Here is a 24,306-nt window from a genome sequence, read left to right on the forward strand (position 1 = left end):
ATCGATTTCAGCTAAATGTTTCTTACCGTCCACTTTTGAATCGTTAATGCGTCCAATCAACCCATCAATTGATGTCTGCGTAGAAGTCAAACTCCCTTGAATCGTTTTGATTTTCTCAATTTCACTCGAAAGTTTATCCGAATGAATAAAATTCTGAAGATCCGTCAGTCCACTAGTGATAGAACCAATCGCTGAAAGTCCATTATCAATTCGACCGACCATCGTTTCTAACGCTTCAATTGTACGTTCTGGATTCTCGGCTGTTTCAAGTAACGTTTTCAGCTTTTCATCAATATCTGTTTTCGATACTTGTAGTTCATTGAATCGATCACGTAATCCTTGATCGAATGACTTCAATTGCTCAATCGCTTGATTCAACGCATTTTGGCTATTTTGGTCAAATTGGTTTCTCACATCGACAATACGTTGTTGAGTAGCTTCCAACTGACTTTTAAGTTGATTCAGCAAATCGAGACTCGGCTTTTCTCCTTTATCGATTGCTGCTTGAATACCATTAATGACTTGATTAGTTTTTTCTAGTTGCGTCTTTAATGCGACGAATTTCTGTTCAAGTCCTGCAATTTTATCACTACCCGTTAATTTACCAGCGGCTTCTAGTACCGAAATTACATTATCCACTTTACCCAACTGCCCCACAATAGCAGACGACATGCTGTCTAGTTCATTTTGGATTCCACTGAAGTCTAGTGATTCGCGCTTATCGATCAACCGTTGCGCCGCTTGCAATGCTTTGTTATTTACTTCGGTCGCCCGGTCTAATAATCCTGTCGTATTACTAGAAAGCTCCTGCAATTGCTTCATCAGCTTTTCGGTCTGTGGATACAGTACATGTTGATAACTATCTTGTATGCGATCCATATCCTGAGCCAGTTTATCTGACAATTCCTGCGTTTGTATAATCAAATCGGCCGCTGGATTCTTACCGTTCTGTAAATCTGCAATGAGCGTCTGTAAATTCTTTTTCAAGCGGCCCAAATCTGCTACGCTATCACTTAATGAAGCTTGCAAGTCTTTAATATTGTTTGAGTTCTTCAAACGTTGATCTTGTTTCTTCAAAAATTCATAAATCTCATCTAGGCGTGCATTCGTGTCTTCTAGCTTCCCTTGTTTATCACGCAGGGAATTAGTGATTCGATCTACATCTTCACCCTTCCCCGCCAGCTCATTCGTCAAATCTGGCACTTTACGAAAAGCCGTTTGGGCACTTTCAAGATTTGACGTAATCGCGTGTAACGTATTGTCCACGGTCTTTTCATTCTGTTGTAACTTCGCGATCAGCCGTGCATTGAGCTTTTTGGCATTCGCATGAACGGCATCCACATCGTCAAGCACGACATCTACTCGATCAATGGACGAGTCCGCGAAATTCAATCCTTTGTCTACTAACTGTAACTTCGAATAAATATCTGGAATATCCTCTTCCAGTTTATAGATGATGTCGCGCAACCTTTCGATACTAGCACGATTGCCTTGCAATTCTACTCCCAAATTATTGAAGACTTTGATCACTGCCTGATTTGCTTCTTCGACAAATGTTTTATCAATATTTTCAACAATCGCAGAAGCTCCCTTACCTGCTACTTTCGGGGAAATCGCGTTAATCTTTTCATTAATATAATAATCTAACCGAGGTTGTTTAATATCATCCGTAACTACGCTGCTCAAATTCTCCGAAAAGTCTTCAGGAATAATGATTGCCGCGTAATAATCGCCGTGCTTAACCCCTTTAATCGCTTCATCTTTCGTCACGAACTGCCAGCCTAAGTCATCATTTTTGGTCAGCGAGACGATGACTTCATCTCCAACGTTAAACTCTTTGTTCTCAATCGTCGCTCCATTATCTTCACTGACAATCGCGACTGACACCCCTGTTGTATTCGAATAAGGATCCCAAGAGGCAAGTATATTTAGCCATGCGTAAAGAGACGGAAGAAATGCGATCGCTGCGATGACAATCAATGCTGCTTTATTCTTCATAATATTACGGATATCCCGTTTGACGATAAACCATATTTTATTCATCTATGAACTAACCTCACTTCAAAATCACACTAATAGACTGGAGAAAATCGTATCATTTAGAACGTCTGTAATCTGTTCTTCCGTCAGCTGCTCATCATGTGTTCTATTCCAATCGACGACTAATGCTAGATACGATTTGTATAAAAGATAAGCAATCAACTCACTATTACATGGTTTCAGCTCACCTTTCGCTACCCCACGGTCGATTTTACTAGCAATATATTTTAAAATTTCCTGCTCGATTGTCTTTAATACTTCTCCGACAGCAGGCGTCCGCAACTCTTTTTCTTCTTGAATTAGCTTGATGAATAATTGATGGGTCTCTCGGAATTTCAATACTTGCATAATCCGAGCGTGTGCATTCTCCTGAAAAGAAGCTCCTACTACCACACTTCTTTCGGAAACATCCTTCATTTCCTCAACCATCTTCCAAACAATCGAATGAAATAATTCTTCTTTCGTAGCAAAGAATGTATAAATCGTTCCTTTGCCCACGTTCGCAATCTTTGCCACTTGATCCATCGTTGTCGCTTTATAGCCAAACATCGTAAACGACTTTTCAGCCGCTAACATGATTTCTTCTCTACGATTCATCATGACACCTCTTTCGAAATTGACTGAAATACCGTTTCAGTCTTGCGGTCATTATATTACATAGTTTTATAGGGGATTGCAAGTGTTTGTGAAGCAACCCATGAAAAAAACACCCTCTACAAGATCGTAATGTAGAGGGTGTAAGTCATTCTATTACTTCACTGTAAACGGCATTAACACAGACATTTTTAACGAAGTACCATTCTGATCTTTTAAATTATCCATGATCATCAAATGATACTTTCCTGTTGAATATCCATCATTAGGGGGGGTTACGACAATATACTCACCATCATTTTCCACAGTTAGCTTTACGGTAACCGGGAATCCTTTTTTATCTGTCAAGAATATCGAAGACTTTAAAGTAGTAGAATCTACGGGTTTCGATAGCTTGATTGTCCACACTTTATCTTTACCCACAGCTTCTGGTTTCTCTATAATTTCTCCCCAGTCCCCAGGCGGTGTTTGCGCAACTTCATCATCTGATTCATCGGTTGCTGTTGAGAACGTAGTGCTTTTTCCTGTTGCTAGTTCCTGACCTGCATAATCTTTCAGTTCTTTTTTCACTACTACATTATAAAGTGTTCCTGCTGCCAATGAAGCATCTGGTGTCCAGTTCACTTCTTTTGAAAGCTTTACTGTCTCATCTTCTTCATAATAACCAGATTGTCCTGCTACTTCTTTGTAGCCATTCCAATGTTGTAGAGTAAATGTTCCTTTCACAATTTCTTTCGTTTTCGAATGTACGACTTGGATATATTGCGATAGATCCTTTTCCAAGACCGGTCTATCAAAAATGACTTTAACAGCCTTTTCATTTGCTTCAAGTGTCATTACGCTTGCGGCTGTAGTCGCTTTGAGTGGGATATTTAAATCCATTTCTGGCGGTGGGACGGTCACTGTTCTACTGATATATGGCACGTATCCTTGTTTTGAGAACTTCACACGCCAATCCCCTGCAGGAACATCCCAACCATATCGACCTTCACTATCTGTTTTTTGAGGATTAATTTGACCGAACATTTCTGCATTCCATTGACTCCATACGTTGTCTTTCTTCTCTTCTACGACTGCTTCTACATCTGTTAATCTATTTTCCATACTACCTTCAAATACATAGCCGGATGGGTCGATTAACACGATGACCTGCATCAATGGCAACGTAATCGACTGACCATTCTTTGTGAATTCTACTTCTATTAACTGATCGCCATAAGACAACCAATCACCTTTGATTGTTGCGTTATATCCAGCAGTCGTTTTACTTAAAGGATAGACACGATCCATGAACTTTAGTTTCGCTTGATCGATATCCTGATTAAATTGTAAACGGACATCGATTGGATCTGCCGGAATACTTCTGTATGGATTGACGAAGACGCCAGCCGAAGCTATTCCAGTGTACGGATTTAGTTTGATATTTTTATTGTAGCTTGCATCAATACTTGCGCTTGTAATTTTCGGCACTGAAGCATCCAGCATCACAATAATTTCTTCAGATTTATATACTTGGTTATTCTCTTCCACTACCGCATGTAATGGAAATGACCTTTTTTCTGCTACATCCCCTACTAATTTAACATCTGTATACCAAAGTCTTGAATTCGCGACTGTTTCCGCAAGCAAAAGATCCTCATTATAGATCTTTACTGTAGCTCCTGGCTTTGCTTTTCCGTACACTTTGAAATCTAGAGTTGATGTTACTTGTGGTGCTTCTAATGTAACGAATAAGACATTTGTTGTGACAGCTGATGTCCAAGACGTCACACCATTTTCAATTACACGCCCCGAAGTACTTATTGCAGGAACCGTAACATTCTTCACTTTCGCGCTAAACGATAGTCTTCCCTGTTTTCCAGGTTTCACATTTTGAATAGTAACTTGTCCGGCGCTATTTAGAGAAACTTTTTTACCATCTAATCGTACAGACTGCGGATCTAGTTCCAGTTCGTTTGGAATCGTCACAGCCAACTGCGCTTGATTAGCCTGTACTTGACCATTATTTCGGTAATTCAAGCGATAGTTAATCACCTTTCCTGGTATCGCTGTTTCGTCCGATGCGACAAAGCTATTTCCGACCCCCGTAAAGTTTCCTTTTTGAGGTTTTTGCATGATGAACTGATACGGCTCTGGCTTTGGTGTAACATTTGATTGGACCAAAGCTACATGAACACCAGAATAATCCGTGATGCGTAGAGTATAGTTCTGATCTTGAACGTTTCGAATGTAAAAGTAACCATCCGAATCTGTATAACTCCAACCATAGTGGGTAGAACTTTCTAGTGAGACGTCAGCGTTTTTAACAGGTGTCTTTCCATCTGCCGCCATCACGCGTCCTTGTACATATTTTTCTTTCTGCATATATATCGTTCCTACATCGTAGACATCGTTAGCAGGAATATTTAATTTCATTTTAAAATTTTCATAACCAGGGAAATACGCTTGCAACTCCCCGTTTCCTTTAGTTACTCCAGTTACATCAAAGAAACCACCTGAACCGGATTGTGTGTATTTTGTGGGATATTGATTCAGTGTATTCCATGTTTGTGCATAAACATTTGCACCAATCAACGGATTTACTTGCGCATCCGTCACTCTACCCGTAATGCGTACACCTTTTTCAAGTGTAACTGCAATTGTAGATGTATTCGCAGTGATTTGTATTGGTTGAGCGTTATAGTCAACAAATTTGCTACTATAAACACTTAAATGATAGTCATCCGCAAACGGGACATTCTGTATTAGAAATTTTCCATTCACAATTTTAGGGTTGTATTGATAAAAACTTCCTTGTTGCCAATTCGATTGGACCCTAGCATTGTAACTATATAAACTAATCGATTGTACTGCGTCAATTAACTCCTGTGAATTTCCCTCAAATGAAATCTCCACGTTTACAGTCTGCTTGCAGTTCATCGGATCATGTTGGACATTCACTTGATGATTTTTAAGATCTTGTAATGCCCACTCAGAACTTTCACAAGCTAACTTATTTGCACGGAAGTCTATCCATATCAATGCAGGATAATATTTAGAACTGATAAAATGAGCACTCGTTAATTGATTGTTATTTAAATTTAGTTCTCTAAGTTTTCCAAAGTATAATTGATTTTTCACTTGAGATATTAGATTATCTCCCGCGTATAGTTCTTCCAAGTCTCTCAGCTGCGCTAATGAATCAATAGTTGAAATACCTGTATTGTTTAAATCTAAAGTACGCAATGAATTCATAGACGAAAGATATGAAATTGCTTGGTTACCCAACTTATTATTAGCTAGTAGTAATATCTCTAATTTAGGTAATTTCTCGATTAATGCTAGCTGATTGCCTAGTAACTGATTACTTTCTAGATCGAGTGTTTGTAAGTTTAACGCATACTCTAGTCCCGTTAAATCGTCAATTTGTCTGAATGACGCATCTAGATTGACTAACTCTAGCATATCCGCTTCTGTAATATTAGCATCTGTTTGTTTACCCAACTCTTCTAAAATTGCACCTTTCAGCGCAGAGTTAGGGATTTCCACATTTTTTTGAGAACCAATACTAAAAGCTTTTTCTTCAATAAAGTTATTATTAGAATCATAAACGGCTAGCACACCACGCGATAAATCTTCTGCAATAAATTCTTCAAAAGAAGTCTTTCCTGCTGCAATTGGGATAGCGTATACATTTTTCCCTAAGAATAGTTTCGCTGAGAATACATTGCTGCCTACTTCAGCATCTACTTTATAGTAATAATAATCACCTTTGTCATGTCGCTTGTCCGCTGTAATATGCGAAATATATTTTTCAGTAATAGGTGGTACATATATACTTGTTGCACTTGCTTCCTTCATCCACAAACTTCCTGCCGATAAAGGTATGTACATTAACAGTAATGCTGCCATGAACATGGTTATGGTTTTCTGGATCATCGTATATTTCTTCATTTTTTCCCTCCTCTATCGTTTTAAATAGTCGTGACCTTAGTAGCGCATTCTAATTCATATACATATACTTACTTACACGACTACTTTAGTACAATACTACTAAACAGTCAATAGAGTCTGGGTAGCGATCCTGTAAGATTACTACTATAGAAAAGACCGCCACAAAAGTCATATTCAATGACTTTTCGTGACAGTCTTTATGATTTATTCGACCAGAAATATTTTACGAATAGGTTCTTTCAGTATTTTACCACTCGCTGACTTTACGCCGGCAATTGTTATATAATACAGTTCACCTTTTGTGTAACCTTCAGCTGGCTTAATCTTTAATGATTTTCCATCCTCGCTAATTTCTAAAGCAGCTCCGACAATTTCTCCTGCCGCATTTCGAACGTCTACTTTATTCAAGTTTTCAGGATTATCCATTAAGGGCGCTGAAAACTTTACTTCCCATTCTTTCGTAGGTTCGGTTTTACCATCGGGTTTCAAATAAGTATACGGTTGATCATTATCAAGCACGACTACTTTAGGTTCTCCTGGTGGTAGTTCGATTCCTTCCAAGGCATCCATTTCTTCCCCCGTTTGGCCGATTTGAACAATCACAAACCCGCCGACTACTTCTATTTTTTCAATTTTTGCAGGTTGCAGTTCACCAGATTCTTCGTCTTTCACCTGTATATGAAGCTTGCCATCTGTAATAGTTGCTTCTACTTTTTCAGGCGCTTTGATTGGTGGTTCTGGTTTTGGATCCGGCTTTGGATCCGGCTTTGGATCTGGCTTTGGATCCGGCTTTGGATCTGGTTTTGGCGTTGGGTCAGGAGTTGGTGTAGGATTCGGATTCCAATTATCCCCTAAGTCTGCCCCTAAGTTCGTTGTATACTGCCAACGTAAAACATCGCCCTTCTTTAAATCATAGATTCCAGCACTGTATTGAGGGAATTGTCCATTTACTGAATACATCCAGCCACTTTGAGGACCACCATCAAATTCACCTAAATTATTAATACTTTTCACGTATACGGTTGGACCTACACCACTGAAATTCATTGGAATTGAACGACTTTCTAGTACACGTTTTAGTGCAGTAAATGCCGTATCTCCCGATCGAATTTCAATCTGTTTTGGACTGACAATGTCACCCATACCCATTGTCCGTGCTTCTACAGAAAATGTGATATAGGCTGGATCAGCTGGTGGTGTAGTTGTTTCTGGCTTTATAATTGATTCGTTATATAGTGTAACTGCTTGTTGCAAATTACTAATTGCTACAGTTACTTGTTGCTGATCTACTTGTCCATCTGCTTCGACTGTTTTGGCTGTTGTGATAGCTTGTTGTAATGCATCACGAGAAACTTTTTTGTATGTTCCCGCCGTTGTTCCTTCTTGTGTTGTCGCTAATCTTTCTTCTGCTGTTTTGATTATTGATGTTAACTGTGCTTTATCCACTATTGGTTCAACGGGTTCAGTTGGTTCCGTCTCTTCAACTTGTGAAAATTGCTGCCATACGGATTGACCTGTTTTGATTTCGTATAAAGCGATTAATGATTGTTCAACCGCTTTCGTATTAACCCATTTGTCGGCAGGCAACGTATATGCAAATGCACCGTTCTCCATCTGAAATTTGCTTAATGCGTCCAATGGAGTAATTCCATCTTTTTGCCACTCCACAGATGTTACGTCTTCTCCAATTGCTACAAGTCCTGAGATTACAGTAGCAATACTATTAGAGTTTTCTGTTCCCCAAGAACCCCAACCTGCAGTATCCAATTGCTGATTTTTCAATACAGCTTTTGCGCGCTCAATCGCCGTGTGTACTGCACTATCGTCTTGATAATTGGCAAGTGCTAATAAAACCATACCTGTCATATCTGGATCAGCTGTGTCGTTTGCATTTGGAGAAAATGCAAATCCACCATCAGTTTTTTCTTGTTTCAACAGATGATCTAGCGCTTTTGTTTTCGCTTCCGCGTTCCACGTTCCAACATCTTGCTTGCGCTTTTCTCCCGTATCCAAAGCAAGCATTGCCCATGCGTGTTTATTTATGCCACCGATTGACCCATCTTCCTTCTGTTGTGCAGCCAATTCAGCGTACAGATTCCGCTCAGTTTCCCATGCAGCAGAAGGGTCTTTTCCAGCTGCTAGTAAGCCGAAAATATAACGGATATGATCAGTGTCTGACTCATTTGCCAGTAAACCGGGATCTGTTTCAATCCAATCAGGTAATTGTGCTGTACCATCTGTTAATTGTGAACTAGATGCATTTAATGCGACTAGTTCAGTCCAACTAATTTGAGGTAGCCCCCATCTGAAATTCGCCTGATCATAGCGTCCTTCTTCATAAAAATGTAACGTATCTTCAATCATTTCCTCTACATTGCGAACATTTACCGGTGCTTTTGGCGTGATCTTTATAGCCGTTTCACCAGCACTCACTATTGCTTTTGAAAGTACGTTAATTGAGATTTCTTCAACTGGTACTTGACCTTGTACATGTAGAATCACCGCTTGATTATTTACCGTTTCTACGGAATCGATTACTAAATCTGTCTGATCAATAACCCAGCTATCCACCTCAAGAGCCGCATCCGTAAACGTATCACCTTTAAGCTTAATTTCGATTGTTGGATCTACAGTTCCGCTAGTCAACTCAACGCTCGAACTGATTTCGGCATTGCGTTTGTAATATAAGTGAACTTTATCATTTGAAGAGAGTTCGTCTTCAAGTGATTGAATCGCTTGATCATTTACTGACACAACCCAAGAGTCAGAACCACCTAAGCTGCCATTTTTTTCTTCATTAACTGATACAATACTGCCGAGCTTCGTATCGAGCTCATAAGCTATATTTTGTTCTGTCAAAATATTTTCTATAAGTTGTTTTACCGTAGTTCCTGGTTCAAACGACACTTCAGATTCGGCAACTACAACTTTAGTTACTCCATCAATTGCTAACGTTGCCTTTTGTGTAACTGGTTCTGGCTTCGGATCATTCGCAATGCGATTCCAAACCGAGTTTCCTGCTGTCATGTCAGCTAAAGCTAACAATGCTTGTTCTGTTGCCATCAAATTAGTTGAAGGAAAGTCGCTTTTCCACATAAACGATCCGTCATCTTTTTGGAATCCTTTTAATGCATCAAGTACTGTATTTCCTTCTACATGCCATTTTTCCGCTAGTACATCTTCTTTTACTGCCACAAGACCCCAAATTGCTGTAGATAATGAATTGGAATTATCGCCACTTCCCCATGGACCTGCTGAGTTAAATCCGCCATTGCTTAAATCAGATTGTCTAGCTTTTAATAACCCTTTTGCTTTATCAATCGCAGCGTCTACATCACTTGTTCCTTGATAAGTAGACAATGCTAGCAACGCCATACCTGTTAAGTCAGGATCAGATTCGGTCCCACTTAACGCATATCCACCATCAGTATTTTGTTTGCTTAGTAAATAATTTAATGCTTTTTGTTTCTTTTCTGCATTCCACTCGCCTAAATCAGCACCTAGACGTTCACCTGTGTCCATTGCAAGTAATGCCCACATATGTTTATTGATTCCGCCGATTGCGCCTGTTTCTAGGTTTTGTTGAGTTGCTAATTCTGCATAGAGATTACGATTCGTTTCCCATGCTTTTGCAGGATCTTCATTCATCGCAAGTAATCCGAAGATATAGCGAATGTGTTCCGTGCCCCCATTATTAGGCTGAAGATTAGCTGGAGCTGTTTTCTGCCATGTTGGTAATTTCCACACGCCATCCGTTAGGTTTTCACCTGCAGCGTATAGTCCAACTAGTGTCTGCCACGAATCTACTGTCGAGTCTTTAGTTTTGTAAAACTGAACGACTTCTTCTAGCATTTGTTCTGCTGAAGGTGGTTCTACTGGTTCTGGTTCTGGTTCTGGTTCTAGTTTAGGTTCGTTAAAGATTCGATTCCAAACAGAATTTCCAGCTTTCATATCTGCTAATGCTAGTAATATTTGTTCTGTTGCCATTAAGTTTGTTTTTGGTTGAGTGGTCTTCCACATATATGAACCGTCTTCTAACTGGAAATCATTTAACGCATCTAGTACTGTCTTACTTTCTACCTGCCAAGCATCTGCCATGACGTCCTGCCCTACTGCCACAAGACCCCAAACCGCTACGGCTAAGGAGTTGGAATTATCGCCACTTCCCCATGGACCTGCTGAGTTAAATCCGCCACTATCCAAATTTAACTGTCTAGCTTTTAATAATTTCTTCGCCTTTTCAATCGCAACATCTACTGCGCTCGTCCCTTGATAATTAGACAACGCAAGTAATGCCATACCTGTCAAATCCGTATCCGAAACTGTCCCACCTAAAGCGTATCCACCATCTGTCTTTTGTTGATCAAGTAAATAGTCCAGCGCTTTTTGTTTCGTTTCCGAATTCCACTTCCCTAAGTCGGCACCTAGACGTTCACCTGTGTCCATTGCAAGCATAGCCCACATATGTTTATTGATTCCGCCGATTGCTCCTGTTTCCAGGTTTTGTTGAGTTGCTAATTCTGCATAGAGATTACGCTTCGTTTCCCATGCTTTTGCAGGGTCTTCATTCATCGCAAGTAATCCGAAGATATAGCGAATGTGTTCTGTGCCATGATGTGTTTCGTTAAGGCCAGCCGGCTCTTCTGTTTGCCATTCGGGTAAAATCCACTGACCATCCGTTAGGTCTTCACCGGCAGCATATAGTCCAACCAATGTCTGCCAAGAATCAATTTTCTGATTCCGATTCTTATAAAACTGGACGGTTTTCGCCAATAGCTCATCCACAGAATAACGATCTTCAGCGGGTAATTCTTCTCCACCTGATTGTTCTGTTTGCCCTGTATCAGGACTCACTGCTTGTACCGCTGGAGTTAAAAACGACAATACCAGCAGTAAACTCAATAACACCGAAAACCATTTTCTCACCAAATGATAATTCCCCAACTATTCCTACCTCCTATTTTTCTCCGTAATAAAAACCCTCACCTCCGGAAAGAGACAAGGGCATATGTATGCGTGTATAAACTACTACCACAAAAACATGCGTACCTTTTTCCGGAAGGCAGTTAGCATTGTATCTTGGCAAGTCTCCTGACTTATGGATACAAACACAACTTCAACCTTCCCAGTAATACACCAGTGGTTTTCTGAAGTTACTTTCCATTTACAGTGGCCGGACCGTTCAGGATTTTCACCTGATTCCTTTTTCAACTTTGCAGATTAGGCAAAGTACCAAAATACGCTATGAAACTATATTTAATGATAGAGAATAGATTTGTAAAATGCAATAGCAAAAAGCTTTACTAACGGATTTCACTATTCTATTTACTGATTAAGAGCTTTAGTGATTACAAAAAAAGCTGCCCTCACAAGTCGAAACTTGTCAGACAGCTCTCTATTTATTATTGCTAGGAAGAAAAGTATGACGCGTCACTAATTAATTCAGTACATACATTTTTGTTTCTAGTTTTTTATAAATGGTAGTAGTCGTCATTGTAATCACATGAATATATTTTTCAGGAACTGCTACCCGAATAGAATTCAGTCTATTCTCGTTAATCCATTCTGTTAGGTTACCCCACTCATCTGCAAATGAAGTAAGTTCATTTATATTAATCGCTGGTACTCTTACAGTGATCAAATGATCGCATAGTTTGGTGTTGCAGGTATAGAGATTAGTAACGTATTTCCAACTATTTTGAACGTGCCTTTGTCTAGGCAGGAAGCAAAATCCTTCTCCACTTTTTCACATGACAATTTGCCAATGCTCTACATTTCTCTCCCTATTTATTTTCATTAAAAACTGCTTAATTCAAAGGTAATACTTGTTACGTAGTTAGACCTTTGCATCTACTTCTGAACTTTTACTACTATCGGTATAGCTATTCATTTATTTAGCTTATTTTCCTATTCTTCATCATTTAACATCTAACGCATCTTGACTACTAGCCTATACTATGCAACGATAAGTGATGATACACACTAGGGGTGCTTTTGCTGAGAGAGGCCGTTGCCTTAACCCTTTAACCTGCACTAGATAATGCTAGCGAAGGGAAGTGGACATATAGACGGTTTAGGCCGGATTATGTAACCTCTTCGCAAAAAGAAGTGGTCTTTTTTGCGTTGATGATTTTAAGAAAAGTGAAGTGATTACTACATGAGAAAGACGGTACTCGCATTTGATAACGTTTCGTTTCATTACCAAGCGGCTAAGGCATCGCTTCCAGTAGCTATTTTAGATCAGCTCAATTTACAAGTACGTGAAGGTGAATTTGTTAGCATTATCGGTCCAAGTGGTTACGGTAAAAGTACACTTTTCCGGCTCATTACAGGTCTGGAAAATCCAGACGGCGGAGAAATTCTTTTAAATGGTGAAGCTAGGGACAATCGTTTAGGTCAAGTCGGCTATATGCCGCAGCAAGATTTATTAATGCCATGGCGAACGATTTTAGAAAATGTCAGACTTCCTCTTGAAATTCAAGAAAAAAAACAAGCCCATGCACGAATTATCGAATTGCTTGCGGATTTTGGATTGGCTGGAGTAGAAAACACCTATCCCGCGAACTTGTCGGGCGGCATGCGTCAGCGTGTGTCATTTTTGCGTACAGTTCTTACCGGATCGAATGTTTTGCTATTGGACGAGCCTTTTAGTGCACTTGACGCCATTACGCGATTGACGATGCAGGACTGGTTAGTCGATCAATGGCAGAAATTCGATAAGACGATTTTATTCATCACGCATGATATTGACGAAGCGCTATTTTTATCTGATCGTATTTTCGTGTTAGCCGAGAAACCCGTACAAACGATTCGTGAAATCGTCGTACCACTCGATCGACCGCGCACGATGCGGAACTTGGCACAACCAGAAATGATTGAGCTGAAAGAACGGTTAATTTCGGAGCTTCGTTCGGAGGCGTCTCTATGAAAAAACTTTTATCGTATACTTGGTCCGTCGCATTCATCACCGTCTTGCTAGTTATTTGGGAAATTGGTGCACGTCTTTATGACAAAAGCTTTCTCTTTCCATCGCCATCCGCCATTCTGTTGAAACTGTGGGAACTAAAAGCCGAGCTGTTTATCCATCACTTACCGCCCACAGCACTAACGATTGTTATTGGGCTCACTATTTCCGTCGTCATCGGCTCGGTACTGGCAGTTTCGATGTATATGAACAAGCCCATTGAGCAGGCATTTTATCCAATTCTTATCGCATCGCAGACGATTCCGATTATCGCACTCGCACCGATTTTCGTGCTATGGCTCGGCTACAGCATTTGGAGTAAAGTGGCGGTCACCGTGCTCATTACATTTTTCCCGATCACCGTCAGTGTGTTTGACGGCTTGCGTTCATCTGACCGAAACTTGCGGGAATTAATGTTGACGATGGGTGCGTCTACAAAAGACATCTTCTTTAAATTAGATATCCCTTCCGCGCTTCCTTCATTCTTTTCAGGATTAAAAGTAGCGGTCACATTAAGCGTCATAGGCGCAGCAATCGGTGAATGGCTTGGCGCGCAGGCAGGTCTCGGCTACTTCAGCCGAAGAATGATGACACAATTTGATAGCGCAGCAGTATTCGCACCGATCGTTTTACTCTCAGCAGTAGGTATTATTTGTTTCTTATTTGTCGTATCGTTAGAAAAAATATTTTTACACTGGAGGAAACACCAATGAAAAAAAGACTTTTATTCGGTATCGCCTTTCTTCTCCTACTTCTCGCTGGTTGTACGAACAGCGCGGACACAGGCACTAAGGAAGAGACACCTACAGATGAGAAGAAAAAAGTTAGTATTATGCTTGACTGGTATCCAAACGCAGTACATAGCTATCTATACGTAGCGCAAGAAAAAGGGTTTTTTGATGAAGAAAATGTCGAATTAGATATTCAATTCCCTGCCAACCCAACCGATCCTATGAATTTAACAGCGGCAGGAAAAGTAATGCTCGGATTTTATTACCAACCAGACGTCATCTTAGCACAAGCGAATGAGCAAGTTCCCGTTAAAGCTATCGCATCGATTGTACAAGAACCACTTAATTACACTGTAATGCTAGAAGACAGTCCGATCCAGTCACCAAAAGACTTAGAAGGTAAAATAGTCGGTTATCCAGGCATTCCTTTGAATGAATCATTGATCAAAACGATGGTTACACACGACGGTGGCGATTATGAAAAAGTGAAAATGATTGATGTAGGTTTTGAACTAGAAGCATCTGTTGTTTCAAAACGAGTTGATGCAGTAACGGGTACATTTATCAATCACGAAGTTCCTGTTATGGAAAGCAAAGGCTACAAAGCACGCTACTTCAATCCAGTAGAAAACGGCGTACCAAACTATAGTGAATTAGTTCTCGTAACAAGCGACGATACATGGAAAAACGAGCAAGAAGCAATTCAATCGTTCTGGAGAGCTGCAGAAAAAGGCTACAACTTCATGAAGGAAAATCCAGAAGAAGCACTCGATATCCTTCTTAGCCATCAAGACCAAGCAAACTTCCCACTCGATAAAGCAATCGAAACGGAAAGCTTGAATGTCCTATTACCTAAAATGGAGTCAGAAACTGCGAAATTCGGAGAGCTAGACCCAACTTCTTGGGAAGAAGTACGTGATTGGTTGAAAGAAATGGAGCTAATTACGACTACTCCTGAAGTGGATGAAATGATTATGGATATCAACTCGTAATGACAAATAAAGCCGGTTACTAAACGATTTGAACATCGTTTAGTAACCGGCATTTTTCATTCGTACACTCGTATTTACTCTGGATAAATATAAAAGTTCTGTGTAACGTATGGCTTGTTCTCATTATTGAACGCAACGCCGATACCGAGCTGATAATATTTCGGACTAAGTATATTGTTGCGATGTCCAATGGAATTCATCAGACCTTCATGCGCTAGAATAGTATTCAGATAACCTTGACTAATATTTTCACCTGTCGCATTCGGTCGTAGTCCTATATTTTCTACACGCTTTGACGGATTTTCGCCTCGTAAGTTCGTATGGCTAAAATAATTGTTAAGAGCCATATCTTGACTATGTCTTCTAGCAGCCGTTGCCAAACTATCATTCTCAGTCAAGACTGGTAAGCCCGCAGCAAATCGCGCTTGATTGACTAATTCATACATTAGCTTTTCAGAGTCTTGTCTATAACGTTCGCTCGGTGTCTTATACCAATACTTTGCACGCTCCTCAACCTCTCGATTTACCCAGAAAATCGATCGCACTTTATGTTGATCATGCTGGTCAATTAGGAATGTCACGTATTTTCCGTCGATTAAATAGGTCAGCTTCAACTCTTGTTCACTAATAATATATTTAGTTCGATCTTTCATAATGAAAGTTAAAGGTTCGCCGTGTTTTTGAATAATTTGATTACGTGTATTACCAATATTACCTGGGAATTCATAGCCATTATTTGCAGTCGTCGTATACCCAGCCACAATGTTTCCATCTTTCATTCCGTCTAACCGAAATTGACTGTAGTCTCCTTTTGTATACTTCCAATCAAAGTCGTAATTGCTTTCGAATGTATAAGTCATGTTAAGCGGGGGTTCATTCGTTTTAATAACATCAAACTTCATCCGTACATCGTTCTTCAATGAAACAAAGTGTGCATTTTGCAAACCTTTCTTAATCGTCAAGTAGTGCGTACCTTCATCCCACTTTCCAATCGGTGTAATACGCAACTTCTTCAGCGAAGTAGGATCCACTTTCGCTGTAAAAGAAGTCACGCGATCTGTACCGTCTGGCTTACGTGAAACTTGGATATCTTGACTATAATCCTTCCCCGCTTGGAGCTCTTGGTTAAAGTTAATCGTGAATACCTTATCTTGTTCGACAGACATTGCAGGAAAATCCCCTACAAACTCGATTGGCGCTTGCCCACCTATGACGTTCACTGCTGTGCTTGCAGTCAATCCACCATCTCTTGTCCGCACAGTAATTACCGTATATCCCGCTTGTTTCCCCGTAATAATTCCATCTTCATCAACTTCAGCAACTGCTGGATTCGATGATGTCCATGTGACAGATTGATCTGCCGCATCTACTGGCAAAACCTTTTCAAATAGCGCGCTCTTAGGGTGATTCGTCTTCGTTGCCACTTTTATTCGCGCTTCCTTCGTTGTCGTGTTACTTGCATAACGAATGGTTGCCGTTCCTTTAGCAATTGCCCGCACCGTACCATTCGCATCGACCGTAGCAACTTGCGGATTCGATGACGTCAACTTCGCACCCGATTCGACTCGAGGTAGGAATAAACTTGTTTCGCCAACTATCATGAATGCATTATCAAATGCGAAATTTGGTGTCGGCTCTTCATTAGTAGCCGATTGATTTCTTTTATGATCCAAATCTAATGTCAACTTTTGCCTATCAAGTTCCACACGTTGTACCCGAACGACTGAAGCCGCAAGTGCGTTATTCAGTCGTTCTAGGTTCAGTAATCCCGCACCAAAGTGTGAGTCCCTCCCTGGAACCCCCAAATCTATTGCAGTGTTTTCCAATAACTGCTTGATTTGTTTCGGCGTGTAGTCTGGCTGTATAGATTTAATAAGCCCTGCTGCACCCGCAACGATCGGTGAAGAAAATGATGTCCCATTCATGGATTTATAGCTATTCGATAATCCAGTTGTATAAATACCTGTGCCTGGTGCAACCAAACTAACATACGAATTATAATTTGAAAAAGTAGAGCGTCTATTTTGACTATCCGTTGCACCAACAGAAATTACATTTTCATATGAAGCGGGATAACTGATTGGATTACCCTCCTCAGCTTCATTACCAGCAGAGGCTACAACGGAAATACCTGCCTGAATTGCACGCTGTATCGCCGCGTTTTCAGCAGTAGAACTTTCATCACTACCTAGACTTAAGTTAATAACATCCGCTTTGTTCTCAATAGCGTAATCAATAGCTCTGATGGTGTCTGAAACATAACTAGTACCTGTTATATGAGAGACTTTCAACGGTAGAATTTTGACGTTATAAGGGCCTGCAATGCCTGTAATCCCTTTATTATTACTATAGGTGGCTGCTAGAACACCTGCTACACTCGTTCCGTGCCCATTCACATCTTCAACATTTGTATTATCCCCGTGAAAATTATAGCCTCCCGGTTGAATACGCCCTTGTAGATCTTCATGCTTAGTAGCGATACCTGAGTCGATGACCGCCACGACGATACTTTTCTTTTGTTGATTGACCCTTGTCCAAATTGATTCGGGGCGAAGTGTTTGAATCCACCATTGCGTTGTTAACCATGGATCATTAGTAGAAACATGTAAGTAACGCTCGTAGTTTGGTTCTACGGTTAATACGCCCGGTTCATTTTGTAATTGTTTTGTAATCTCTTGAATATCCACATCTTCCGCAATACTCCATAGCTCTACATTCGGCGCTATTTTCTCAATCGTTTCAACTCCGTCTATAGATGGTTCTTCAGTCAATGAATGATGAACATTGGCATACTCGATTAATAGCTCCGTTTCTTTTGACGCGTCTTGCGCTTGGACTTGTATAGATGAAAAACACCATACAGTAAACATGATCAATAAAAAAGCTAGTATATGGTTCCTTTTTACTTTCATAAGTCTCCCTCTTTCTAGTTATCGAATAGTATCATCTTAGCACAACCTACTAGTTTTATAGACCCATGTTATCGGTCTTTTAGTACCTATGTTTATTGATTAACCATACAAAAAACCTCTACCAATCTTGCGCAAGGTAGAGGAGAATCTATCTATTCTTTACTTAATGTGCCTGTACATAGGCGCTTACTATGTTCTAACGATTCAGTCATAGTTCTCTTTACTTCACTAGACCATCCAAGTAACTCAGCCATACAATCGATCACAGGTTGTTTCCATTGATCGACCCAGTCGATATTGAAAAGCAATGCACCCGTACGTCGCCAGAAGAAGTCTACAGGTGTACAAACGAATTCTTTATGAATCGCATACCAAACTTGTGCATAGATTTCTATCGGTAAGTTGGCCCGCTCTGCGTCCGCTTTGCCGTTTTGGATAACCCCATATAACTCATCCACGTTAGAACCGTAGTGCTTCACTAATGCACTAGCGGTTTCTTCAGATAACCCTAACTCTTTACCTTCTTGTATTTTCGCTTGAATGAAGCTTTCAAACCCTTTGGAGCCACCTACATGCCCCCCTGAAATCGGTAGCTTCTTCGTACGGCCGGCTGAAACTTTTAGTTTATATTGTTTTTTCCAGTCCGCAGCAATCCTATCAACAACCGTCTCTGCCATTTTGCGATAGCCTGTTAGTTTACCGCCAGCAATCGTCAGCAGACCAGAATCCGATGTCCAAATTTCATCTTTTCGGGAAATCTCCGAAGCACTTTTTCCTTCTTCTTGAATCAACGGTCTAAGTCCAGCCCAACCAGATTCAATGTGTTCTTCCGATATTTCAAGCTTCGGAAATACAAAACGAATCGCATCCAGTAAGTACTCTTTATCCGCCTGCGTGATTTCGGGTTCTATCATACTCCCTGTATAATCCGTATCCGTCGTCCCTATATACGTTTTGCCGTCACGCGGAATCGCAAGCACCATGCGGCCGTCTGGCGTATCAAAATAAATCGTATGCTCTAACGGAAACACGCTTTGATCAAATACTAAGTGAACACCCTTCGTTAAATGAAGTTGCTTTTTGTCAGGCGCTTCATCTTTTACACGTACTTCATTAACCCATGGCCCCGCCGCATTCACTACTTTCTTCGCGCGGATCACGCCTAATTTTCCCGTTAGTTGATCACTCGTCAACACACCCGCCACTTTACCGTCTTGATACATAAAGTCGGTCACTTTTGTATAATTCAAGACCGATGCCCCGTAGCGCGCAGCTTCTTTGATCACTTCAATCGTTAAGCGCGCATCATCCGAACGATACTCTACAAACTTCCCTGCACCGAGCAGACCTACCGGATTAAACTTCGGCTCCGCTTGAAGCGTCTCCATTTTCGTCAGCATACTTTTACGCTCTGACTTTTTAACCCCCGCCAACATGTCATACACCCGCAACCCGATAGAACTACTGAATTTGCCGAATGTGCCTTCTTTATAGATTGGCAACAACAGCCAAGCCGGTGTCGTCACATGCGGTCCATTTTCATAGACTACCGCACGCTCGCGCCCTGTTTGTGAGACGATTTTAAATTCGAGGTTTTTTAAATACCGTAACCCCCCGTGAATCATCTTCGTCGAACGACTCGACGTCCCAGCCGCGAAGTCTTGCATTTCTACTAATACCGTATTCAGTCCACGGCTAGCCGCATCCAGTGCAATGCCAGCTCCCGTAATGCCGCCGCCTATTACTAGCACATCAAAGTCTTCCGTTTCTATGTTTCGTAGTATGTCCTCTCGCCTGAAGCGAGACAGTTGATCAGTCATATATAGACAAGCCTCCGTATGTAAGATATTGTTTCCATAATACTACAACTAATCGGACAATGTCTAAAGCGTTTGAGGATTTGTTGGAAAGTGGATGAGAGGTCCGGGATTTCCGCTTCAGAGGGCCCTCCGGAAAGCGTCCACCCAGAGCGCAAATCCCCCTGCACTATCCCCCGTCAGCCTATCCTTCGCTCAAACCCTTTTAAATACCACGCTAAATTTACGCAAATACTTTAAATTAATTGACAACTCTGCAGTAGCATGTGATAATTTCTACATGTTTGATAGGGATTTTCTTCATTCTTTTCATAAACAACTAGAGAACTCAGCATGGTGACTCGATTCAGCTTAGCGCTAGATAAACAATTGTTTGTAAAAGACCTGTCCCTCAGTGGATTGGTCTTTTTTATACTAGAGGAGGACGTTTGAATGGGCGTATTTGCAAATGAACAAACATATACTACGTATCGTTTTTTGGAAACCGAAGATATCGTACAGTACGTAAAAAATCTCGGTTTCTTTCTTGAATCTGAGGACGTAGAAGTGATTGAAGTAAGTGACGGCAAGATCAATCACGTCTACCGCTTACGCAGCAATGACAAGACAGTAATATTTAAACAAGCCGTTCCTTATGCAAGAGTTGTCGGAGAGTCGATGCCGCTTCCACTCGATGATTGAAGCACAAGTGATGGAGCAATACGCAAAAATTATTCCTGGTAACGTTCCCGCAGTGTTGCATTTAGACGAAGTAATGGCTGTCGTTGTCATGGAAGATATGCTTCCACTTGAAGTCGGTCGCACTGCGCTAATTAATGGCAATGAATCCGCTAGTTTCGCAGCGGATGTTGGTGAATTGAGTGCGAAGACGTTGTTTTACACATCGGACTTTTATTTGGAATCACCCGTGAAAAAGAATTTGCAGGCGTCACTCGCGAATCCCGGAATGAGACAGTTGACGGAGCAATTGGTTTTTGATTGGCCGTATAGTTACCATGAAAGCAATGAATTCGAAGAAGGTATGCGCAGTAACGTGAAATTTTTGAGCCAAGATCAGCGTTTGTTACTTGAAGTAGCTCAGCTAAAACATACATTCATGACGAAATCAGACGCGCTCATTCATGGTGATCTACATAGTGGTGCCATTTTCACTGGAGAAGATCGCACAGTTATTTTTGATACAGAGTTTGCACTATTCGGCCCATTCGGTTTTGACCTTGGGCAATTCATCGCGAACCTTTTCCTAAATGGGCTCGCCTTCCCAGATTATAAAGAGAAACGTTTTGAACAAGCAAAAGAAACATGGTATGCATTTGTGGAAACGTTCGCGCATCTATGGTTGACTGAATCAAATGAACGCTACACAAAAGTAGACGGTTTCCACACGATCATTATGAAAGAAATTTTCACCGATCTCATCGGCTATACGGGATGTGAATTAGTGAGACGTGCCATCAGTATTGCGCAAATTCCAGATATGAATATGGAGCAAGACGAAGCCCGACGTATGGCGGCAAGAAAGAACGTCTTAGAACTTGGTAAGTATTTAATTATGGAACGTAAAAATATTCATTCGCTGGAACAACTGAGTCCTTGGTTCCAAGCAACGAAGTAAACACTAGAGGAGGCAGTTTAATGGGCATCACAGCGACGTATTTATTCCCGACACATCCTGATCAGGAAAAAATTGCAGAGCAACATGCACTTGGGTTGACGATTGGTTCATGGACCGACATCCCCCATTTAGAGCAAGAACAATTAAAGCATCATAAAGGTGAAGTAGTATCCGTTGTTAAAGGCGAAAAGAAAGACACGGTGACGATTTTTTATCCGTCCGCCAACGTCTCTGCCGATCTACCGGCAATCTTCACAACGGTTTACGGAAAATTATCGTTTTTCGAAGGCTATGAACTAATTGATCTACAGTTTGACGATCAATTGCTCGCACAATTCCCTGGTCCGCGTTTTGGCGTCAACGGAATACGCGAACAACTCGGCGTCTATGACCGTCCGCTATTAAAAGCAATTTTCAAAGGCGTCATGGGACGCGACCTATCCTTCTTCTCCGCTCAGCTACAAGATTTACTAGCTGGCGGTATTGATTTAATCAAGGACGATGAAATTCTTTTTGAAAATGAATTAACGCCTTTTTATAAACGAGTAACGACAGCAAAAGACATCATCAATCATCACTACGAACAAACGGGTGCACGTGCACTGTACGCGGTAAACTTATCCGGTCGTTCACATGAATTGCATGAGAAAGCGGAGCGCGCCACGGAATTAGGCGCGAGTGCATTATTATTCAACGTGCACGCTTACGGACTAGATACACTTCAATCCCTACGCGAAAACGATAACATCGGCTTACCGATTTTAGCCCACTCGGCCTTGTCCGGTGTACTCGCGGGTCAAGCAGGCGGTGGGTTCTCCTATCCCCTACTTGTTGGTAAATTAACGCGACTCGTCGGTGGCGACCTTTCATTATTCCCAAGCCCATATGGTAATGTGGCAATTTCAAGGGAAGATGCGCTAGGCATTAATGAAAAGTTAGTAGAAAACAATGGCTTTGAACAAACTTTCGCAGTACCTTCTGCAGGCATTCATCCAGGAATGGTACCTCAGTTGCTTGAAGACTTCGGTGATAATTTAGTCATCAACGCAGGTGGCGGGATTTTCGGACATCCAGACGGTCCAACTCCTGGCGCGCAAGCTTTCCGAGCAGCAATCGAAGCAAGTGTCAATAAAATCCCTTTGCCTGAAGCAGCAAAAACATCCATTCCACTGCAACACGCATTGGATCAATGGGGCGTCGTTCACGCAAAGTAAGATGGAGGCTAGACAATGAGTAATGTAGTGGTATTTTGTGACTTCGATGGCACAATTACGAAAAAAGATAATATCGTTAGCATTATGAAGCAATTCGCTTTGCCTGGTTGGGAAGAGATTACGGATCAGATTCTTAGTCAAAAGATTCCCATTCAACAAGGCGTGCGCGAGCTATTTTCATTGGTTCCGAGCGCATTGAAAGAAGAAATCATCAAATTCGTATTGCAAGATGCCGAAATTCGTGAAGGATTTAGCGACTTTGTGAAATTTACGAGAGAGCAGAACATCCCTCTTTACATTGTGAGTGGCGGAATCGATTTCTTCGTTCATCCAGTATTAGATCCATATGGTCCATTCGATCATATTTATTGTAATGAAGCGACTTTTGACGAAGAACGTATCGCGATTCATTATCCACACGCGTGCGATGAATTGTGTACGAGCCAAGGATGTGGCTGCTGTAAACCGTCTATTATGCGTAAGCTTTCAGACGAACAGCAAACGCGCATCGTCATCGGCGACTCCGTAACAGACTTTGAAGCGGCAAAACTCGCGGATGTCGTCATCGCAAGAGACTTCTTAGCTGAAACTTGTGAGAAACTAGACATTCCATTTACGCGGTTTGAAACATTTACCGATTGCATTCACATCGTAAAAGCACAATTATAAGTAGATAGGAGCGAACAACTAAATGGCTACAATTACAATTCAAGAAACAAACGAAGTGATTGAAGGACAAGAGCAAGTAGCTGACTTCCTTACACAACATGAAGTCATTTACGAACATTGGGCAATCGATCAACTGCCTACACATCTGCAAGAAAAGTTTGATCTAACAGATTCTGAAAAAGAAGAAATTCTACAATCATTCAAAAAGGAAATCGACGCTATTTCTGAACGTCGTGGCTATCAAGCAGCAGACGTCATTTCATTATCGAGTGATACACCGAATATCGAAGAAATGTTGAAAAACTTCGAGCGCGAACATCACCATACAGACGATGAAGTCCGCTTTATCGTAAGTGGGCACGGGGTGTTTGTCATTCAAGGAAAAGACGGGCGCTTTTTTGAAGTTCATTTAGATCCAGGTGATCTGATATCCGTTCCAGAGAATGTTCGTCATTACTTTACATTGGCCGCTGATCGACAAGTCGTTGCGGTGCGTATCTTCGTGACACCTGAGGGTTGGGTAGCAGTTTATTAATTGAGAGAAGACGTTTTAAAAGTTAATTTATTAACTTTTAAGGCGTCTTTTTTATTTTATTTAGCGTATTATGTAATTGGCTATGAGCGCGGGGCCGGGTTCTATGAGCGCGGGACCTACTTCTATGAGCGCGAAACTCACTTTGCCTTACACCCTGTCAAGTAGACATCTTTAGAAACCGCTCACTATTCTCTTTCCGCTTGTTTATTCCGTTGCTATTTCTATCAAAAGGGCGACTTGACATGGAGCCTCCACAGGCATGACTTCCACGTCTGGAAGCCAGCTGTTGT

The 24,306-nt window shown here is 41.1% G+C and carries 15 protein-coding genes and 2 riboswitches; of the genes, 8 read left to right on the forward strand and 7 right to left on the reverse strand.

Features of this window, described 5'->3' with window-relative positions; genetic code table 11:
• The 5 genes from ORD22_RS11165 to ORD22_RS11185 form a co-directional block, all read right to left on the reverse strand.
• A partial coding sequence (locus ORD22_RS11165; RefSeq protein WP_317646069.1) for a YhgE/Pip family protein occupies positions 1–2,043 on the reverse strand: 2,043 nt, incomplete at its 3' end.
• Between the two features lie 24 nt (positions 2,044–2,067).
• A complete protein-coding gene (locus tag ORD22_RS11170) occupies positions 2,068–2,637 on the reverse strand; it encodes a TetR/AcrR family transcriptional regulator (protein ID WP_317646070.1) in 570 nt (189 codons plus the stop codon).
• Positions 2,638–2,790: 153 nt separating this feature from the next.
• Entirely contained in the window at positions 2,791–6,567 is a 3,777-nt protein-coding gene (locus tag ORD22_RS11175) for a carboxypeptidase regulatory-like domain-containing protein (RefSeq protein ID WP_317646071.1), read from the reverse strand.
• Between the two features lie 204 nt (positions 6,568–6,771).
• Positions 6,772–11,511, reverse strand: a complete 4,740-nt coding sequence (locus ORD22_RS11180; protein ID WP_317646072.1) for a DUF4430 domain-containing protein — start codon at positions 11,509–11,511, stop codon at positions 6,772–6,774.
• A 120-nt stretch (positions 11,512–11,631) separates the two neighbouring features.
• A riboswitch (cobalamin riboswitch) is annotated at positions 11,632–11,819 on the reverse strand.
• 185 nt (positions 11,820–12,004) lie between these two features.
• On the reverse strand, positions 12,005–12,208 hold the full coding sequence (locus tag ORD22_RS11185) for a hypothetical protein (protein ID WP_317646074.1): 204 nt from the start codon (positions 12,206–12,208) through the stop codon (positions 12,005–12,007).
• 333 nt (positions 12,209–12,541) lie between these two features.
• Positions 12,542–12,639, forward strand: a riboswitch (TPP riboswitch).
• Positions 12,640–12,724: 85 nt separating this feature from the next.
• Here ORD22_RS11185 and ORD22_RS11190 point away from each other — a divergent pair.
• From ORD22_RS11190 to ORD22_RS11200, 3 genes are read left to right on the forward strand one after another with little or no spacing between them, the layout of a single operon-like run.
• Entirely contained in the window at positions 12,725–13,495 is a 771-nt protein-coding gene (locus ORD22_RS11190) for an ABC transporter ATP-binding protein (RefSeq protein ID WP_317646075.1), read from the forward strand.
• Positions 13,492–14,244, forward strand: a complete 753-nt coding sequence (locus tag ORD22_RS11195; protein ID WP_317646076.1) for an ABC transporter permease — start codon at positions 13,492–13,494, stop codon at positions 14,242–14,244. Before ORD22_RS11190 ends, ORD22_RS11195 begins: the two co-directional genes overlap by 4 nt.
• Complete coding sequence (locus ORD22_RS11200) at positions 14,241–15,254, forward strand: ABC transporter substrate-binding protein (RefSeq protein ID WP_317646077.1); 1,014 nt, start codon at positions 14,241–14,243, stop codon at positions 15,252–15,254. The genes ORD22_RS11195 and ORD22_RS11200 overlap by 4 nt, the downstream gene beginning before the upstream one ends.
• A gap of 74 nt (positions 15,255–15,328) precedes the next feature.
• On the opposite strand, the gene ORD22_RS11205 is transcribed toward ORD22_RS11200, so the two are convergent.
• On the reverse strand, positions 15,329–18,166 hold the full coding sequence (locus ORD22_RS11205; protein ID WP_317646078.1) for a S8 family serine peptidase: 2,838 nt from the start codon (positions 18,164–18,166) through the stop codon (positions 15,329–15,331).
• Between the two features lie 152 nt (positions 18,167–18,318).
• Positions 18,319–19,986: a glycerol-3-phosphate dehydrogenase/oxidase gene (locus ORD22_RS11210; protein WP_317646079.1), complete on the reverse strand. Its 1,668-nt coding sequence runs from the start codon at positions 19,984–19,986 to the stop codon at positions 18,319–18,321.
• A 429-nt stretch (positions 19,987–20,415) separates the two neighbouring features.
• Between ORD22_RS11210 and ORD22_RS11215 the strand changes: the two genes are divergently transcribed.
• Genes ORD22_RS11215 through ORD22_RS11235 form a run of 5 tightly spaced genes read left to right on the forward strand, consistent with a single transcriptional unit; the run spans position 20,416 to position 24,016 of the window.
• Positions 20,416–20,664, forward strand: coding sequence for a hypothetical protein (locus ORD22_RS11215; protein ID WP_317646080.1), 249 nt, complete (start codon positions 20,416–20,418; stop codon positions 20,662–20,664).
• Positions 20,657–21,598, forward strand: a complete 942-nt coding sequence (gene mtnK, locus ORD22_RS11220; RefSeq protein ID WP_317646081.1) for an S-methyl-5-thioribose kinase — start codon at positions 20,657–20,659, stop codon at positions 21,596–21,598. The genes ORD22_RS11215 and mtnK overlap by 8 nt, the downstream gene beginning before the upstream one ends.
• 20 nt (positions 21,599–21,618) lie before the next feature.
• Positions 21,619–22,812 (forward strand): 2,3-diketo-5-methylthiopentyl-1-phosphate enolase, encoded by a 1,194-nt coding sequence (locus ORD22_RS11225; RefSeq protein ID WP_317646082.1) that lies wholly within the window; start codon positions 21,619–21,621, stop codon positions 22,810–22,812.
• Between the two features lie 15 nt (positions 22,813–22,827).
• Positions 22,828–23,481: a 2-hydroxy-3-keto-5-methylthiopentenyl-1-phosphate phosphatase gene (locus ORD22_RS11230; RefSeq protein ID WP_317646083.1), complete on the forward strand. Its 654-nt coding sequence runs from the start codon at positions 22,828–22,830 to the stop codon at positions 23,479–23,481.
• A 22-nt stretch (positions 23,482–23,503) separates the two neighbouring features.
• Positions 23,504–24,016: a 1,2-dihydroxy-3-keto-5-methylthiopentene dioxygenase gene (locus ORD22_RS11235; RefSeq protein WP_317646084.1), complete on the forward strand. Its 513-nt coding sequence runs from the start codon at positions 23,504–23,506 to the stop codon at positions 24,014–24,016.
• Positions 24,017–24,306 lie beyond the last annotated feature (290 nt).

Source organism: Sporosarcina sp. GW1-11, assembly GCF_033088395.1.
In the GTDB taxonomy this organism is placed as follows: Bacteria; Bacillota; Bacilli; order Bacillales_A; family Planococcaceae; genus Sporosarcina.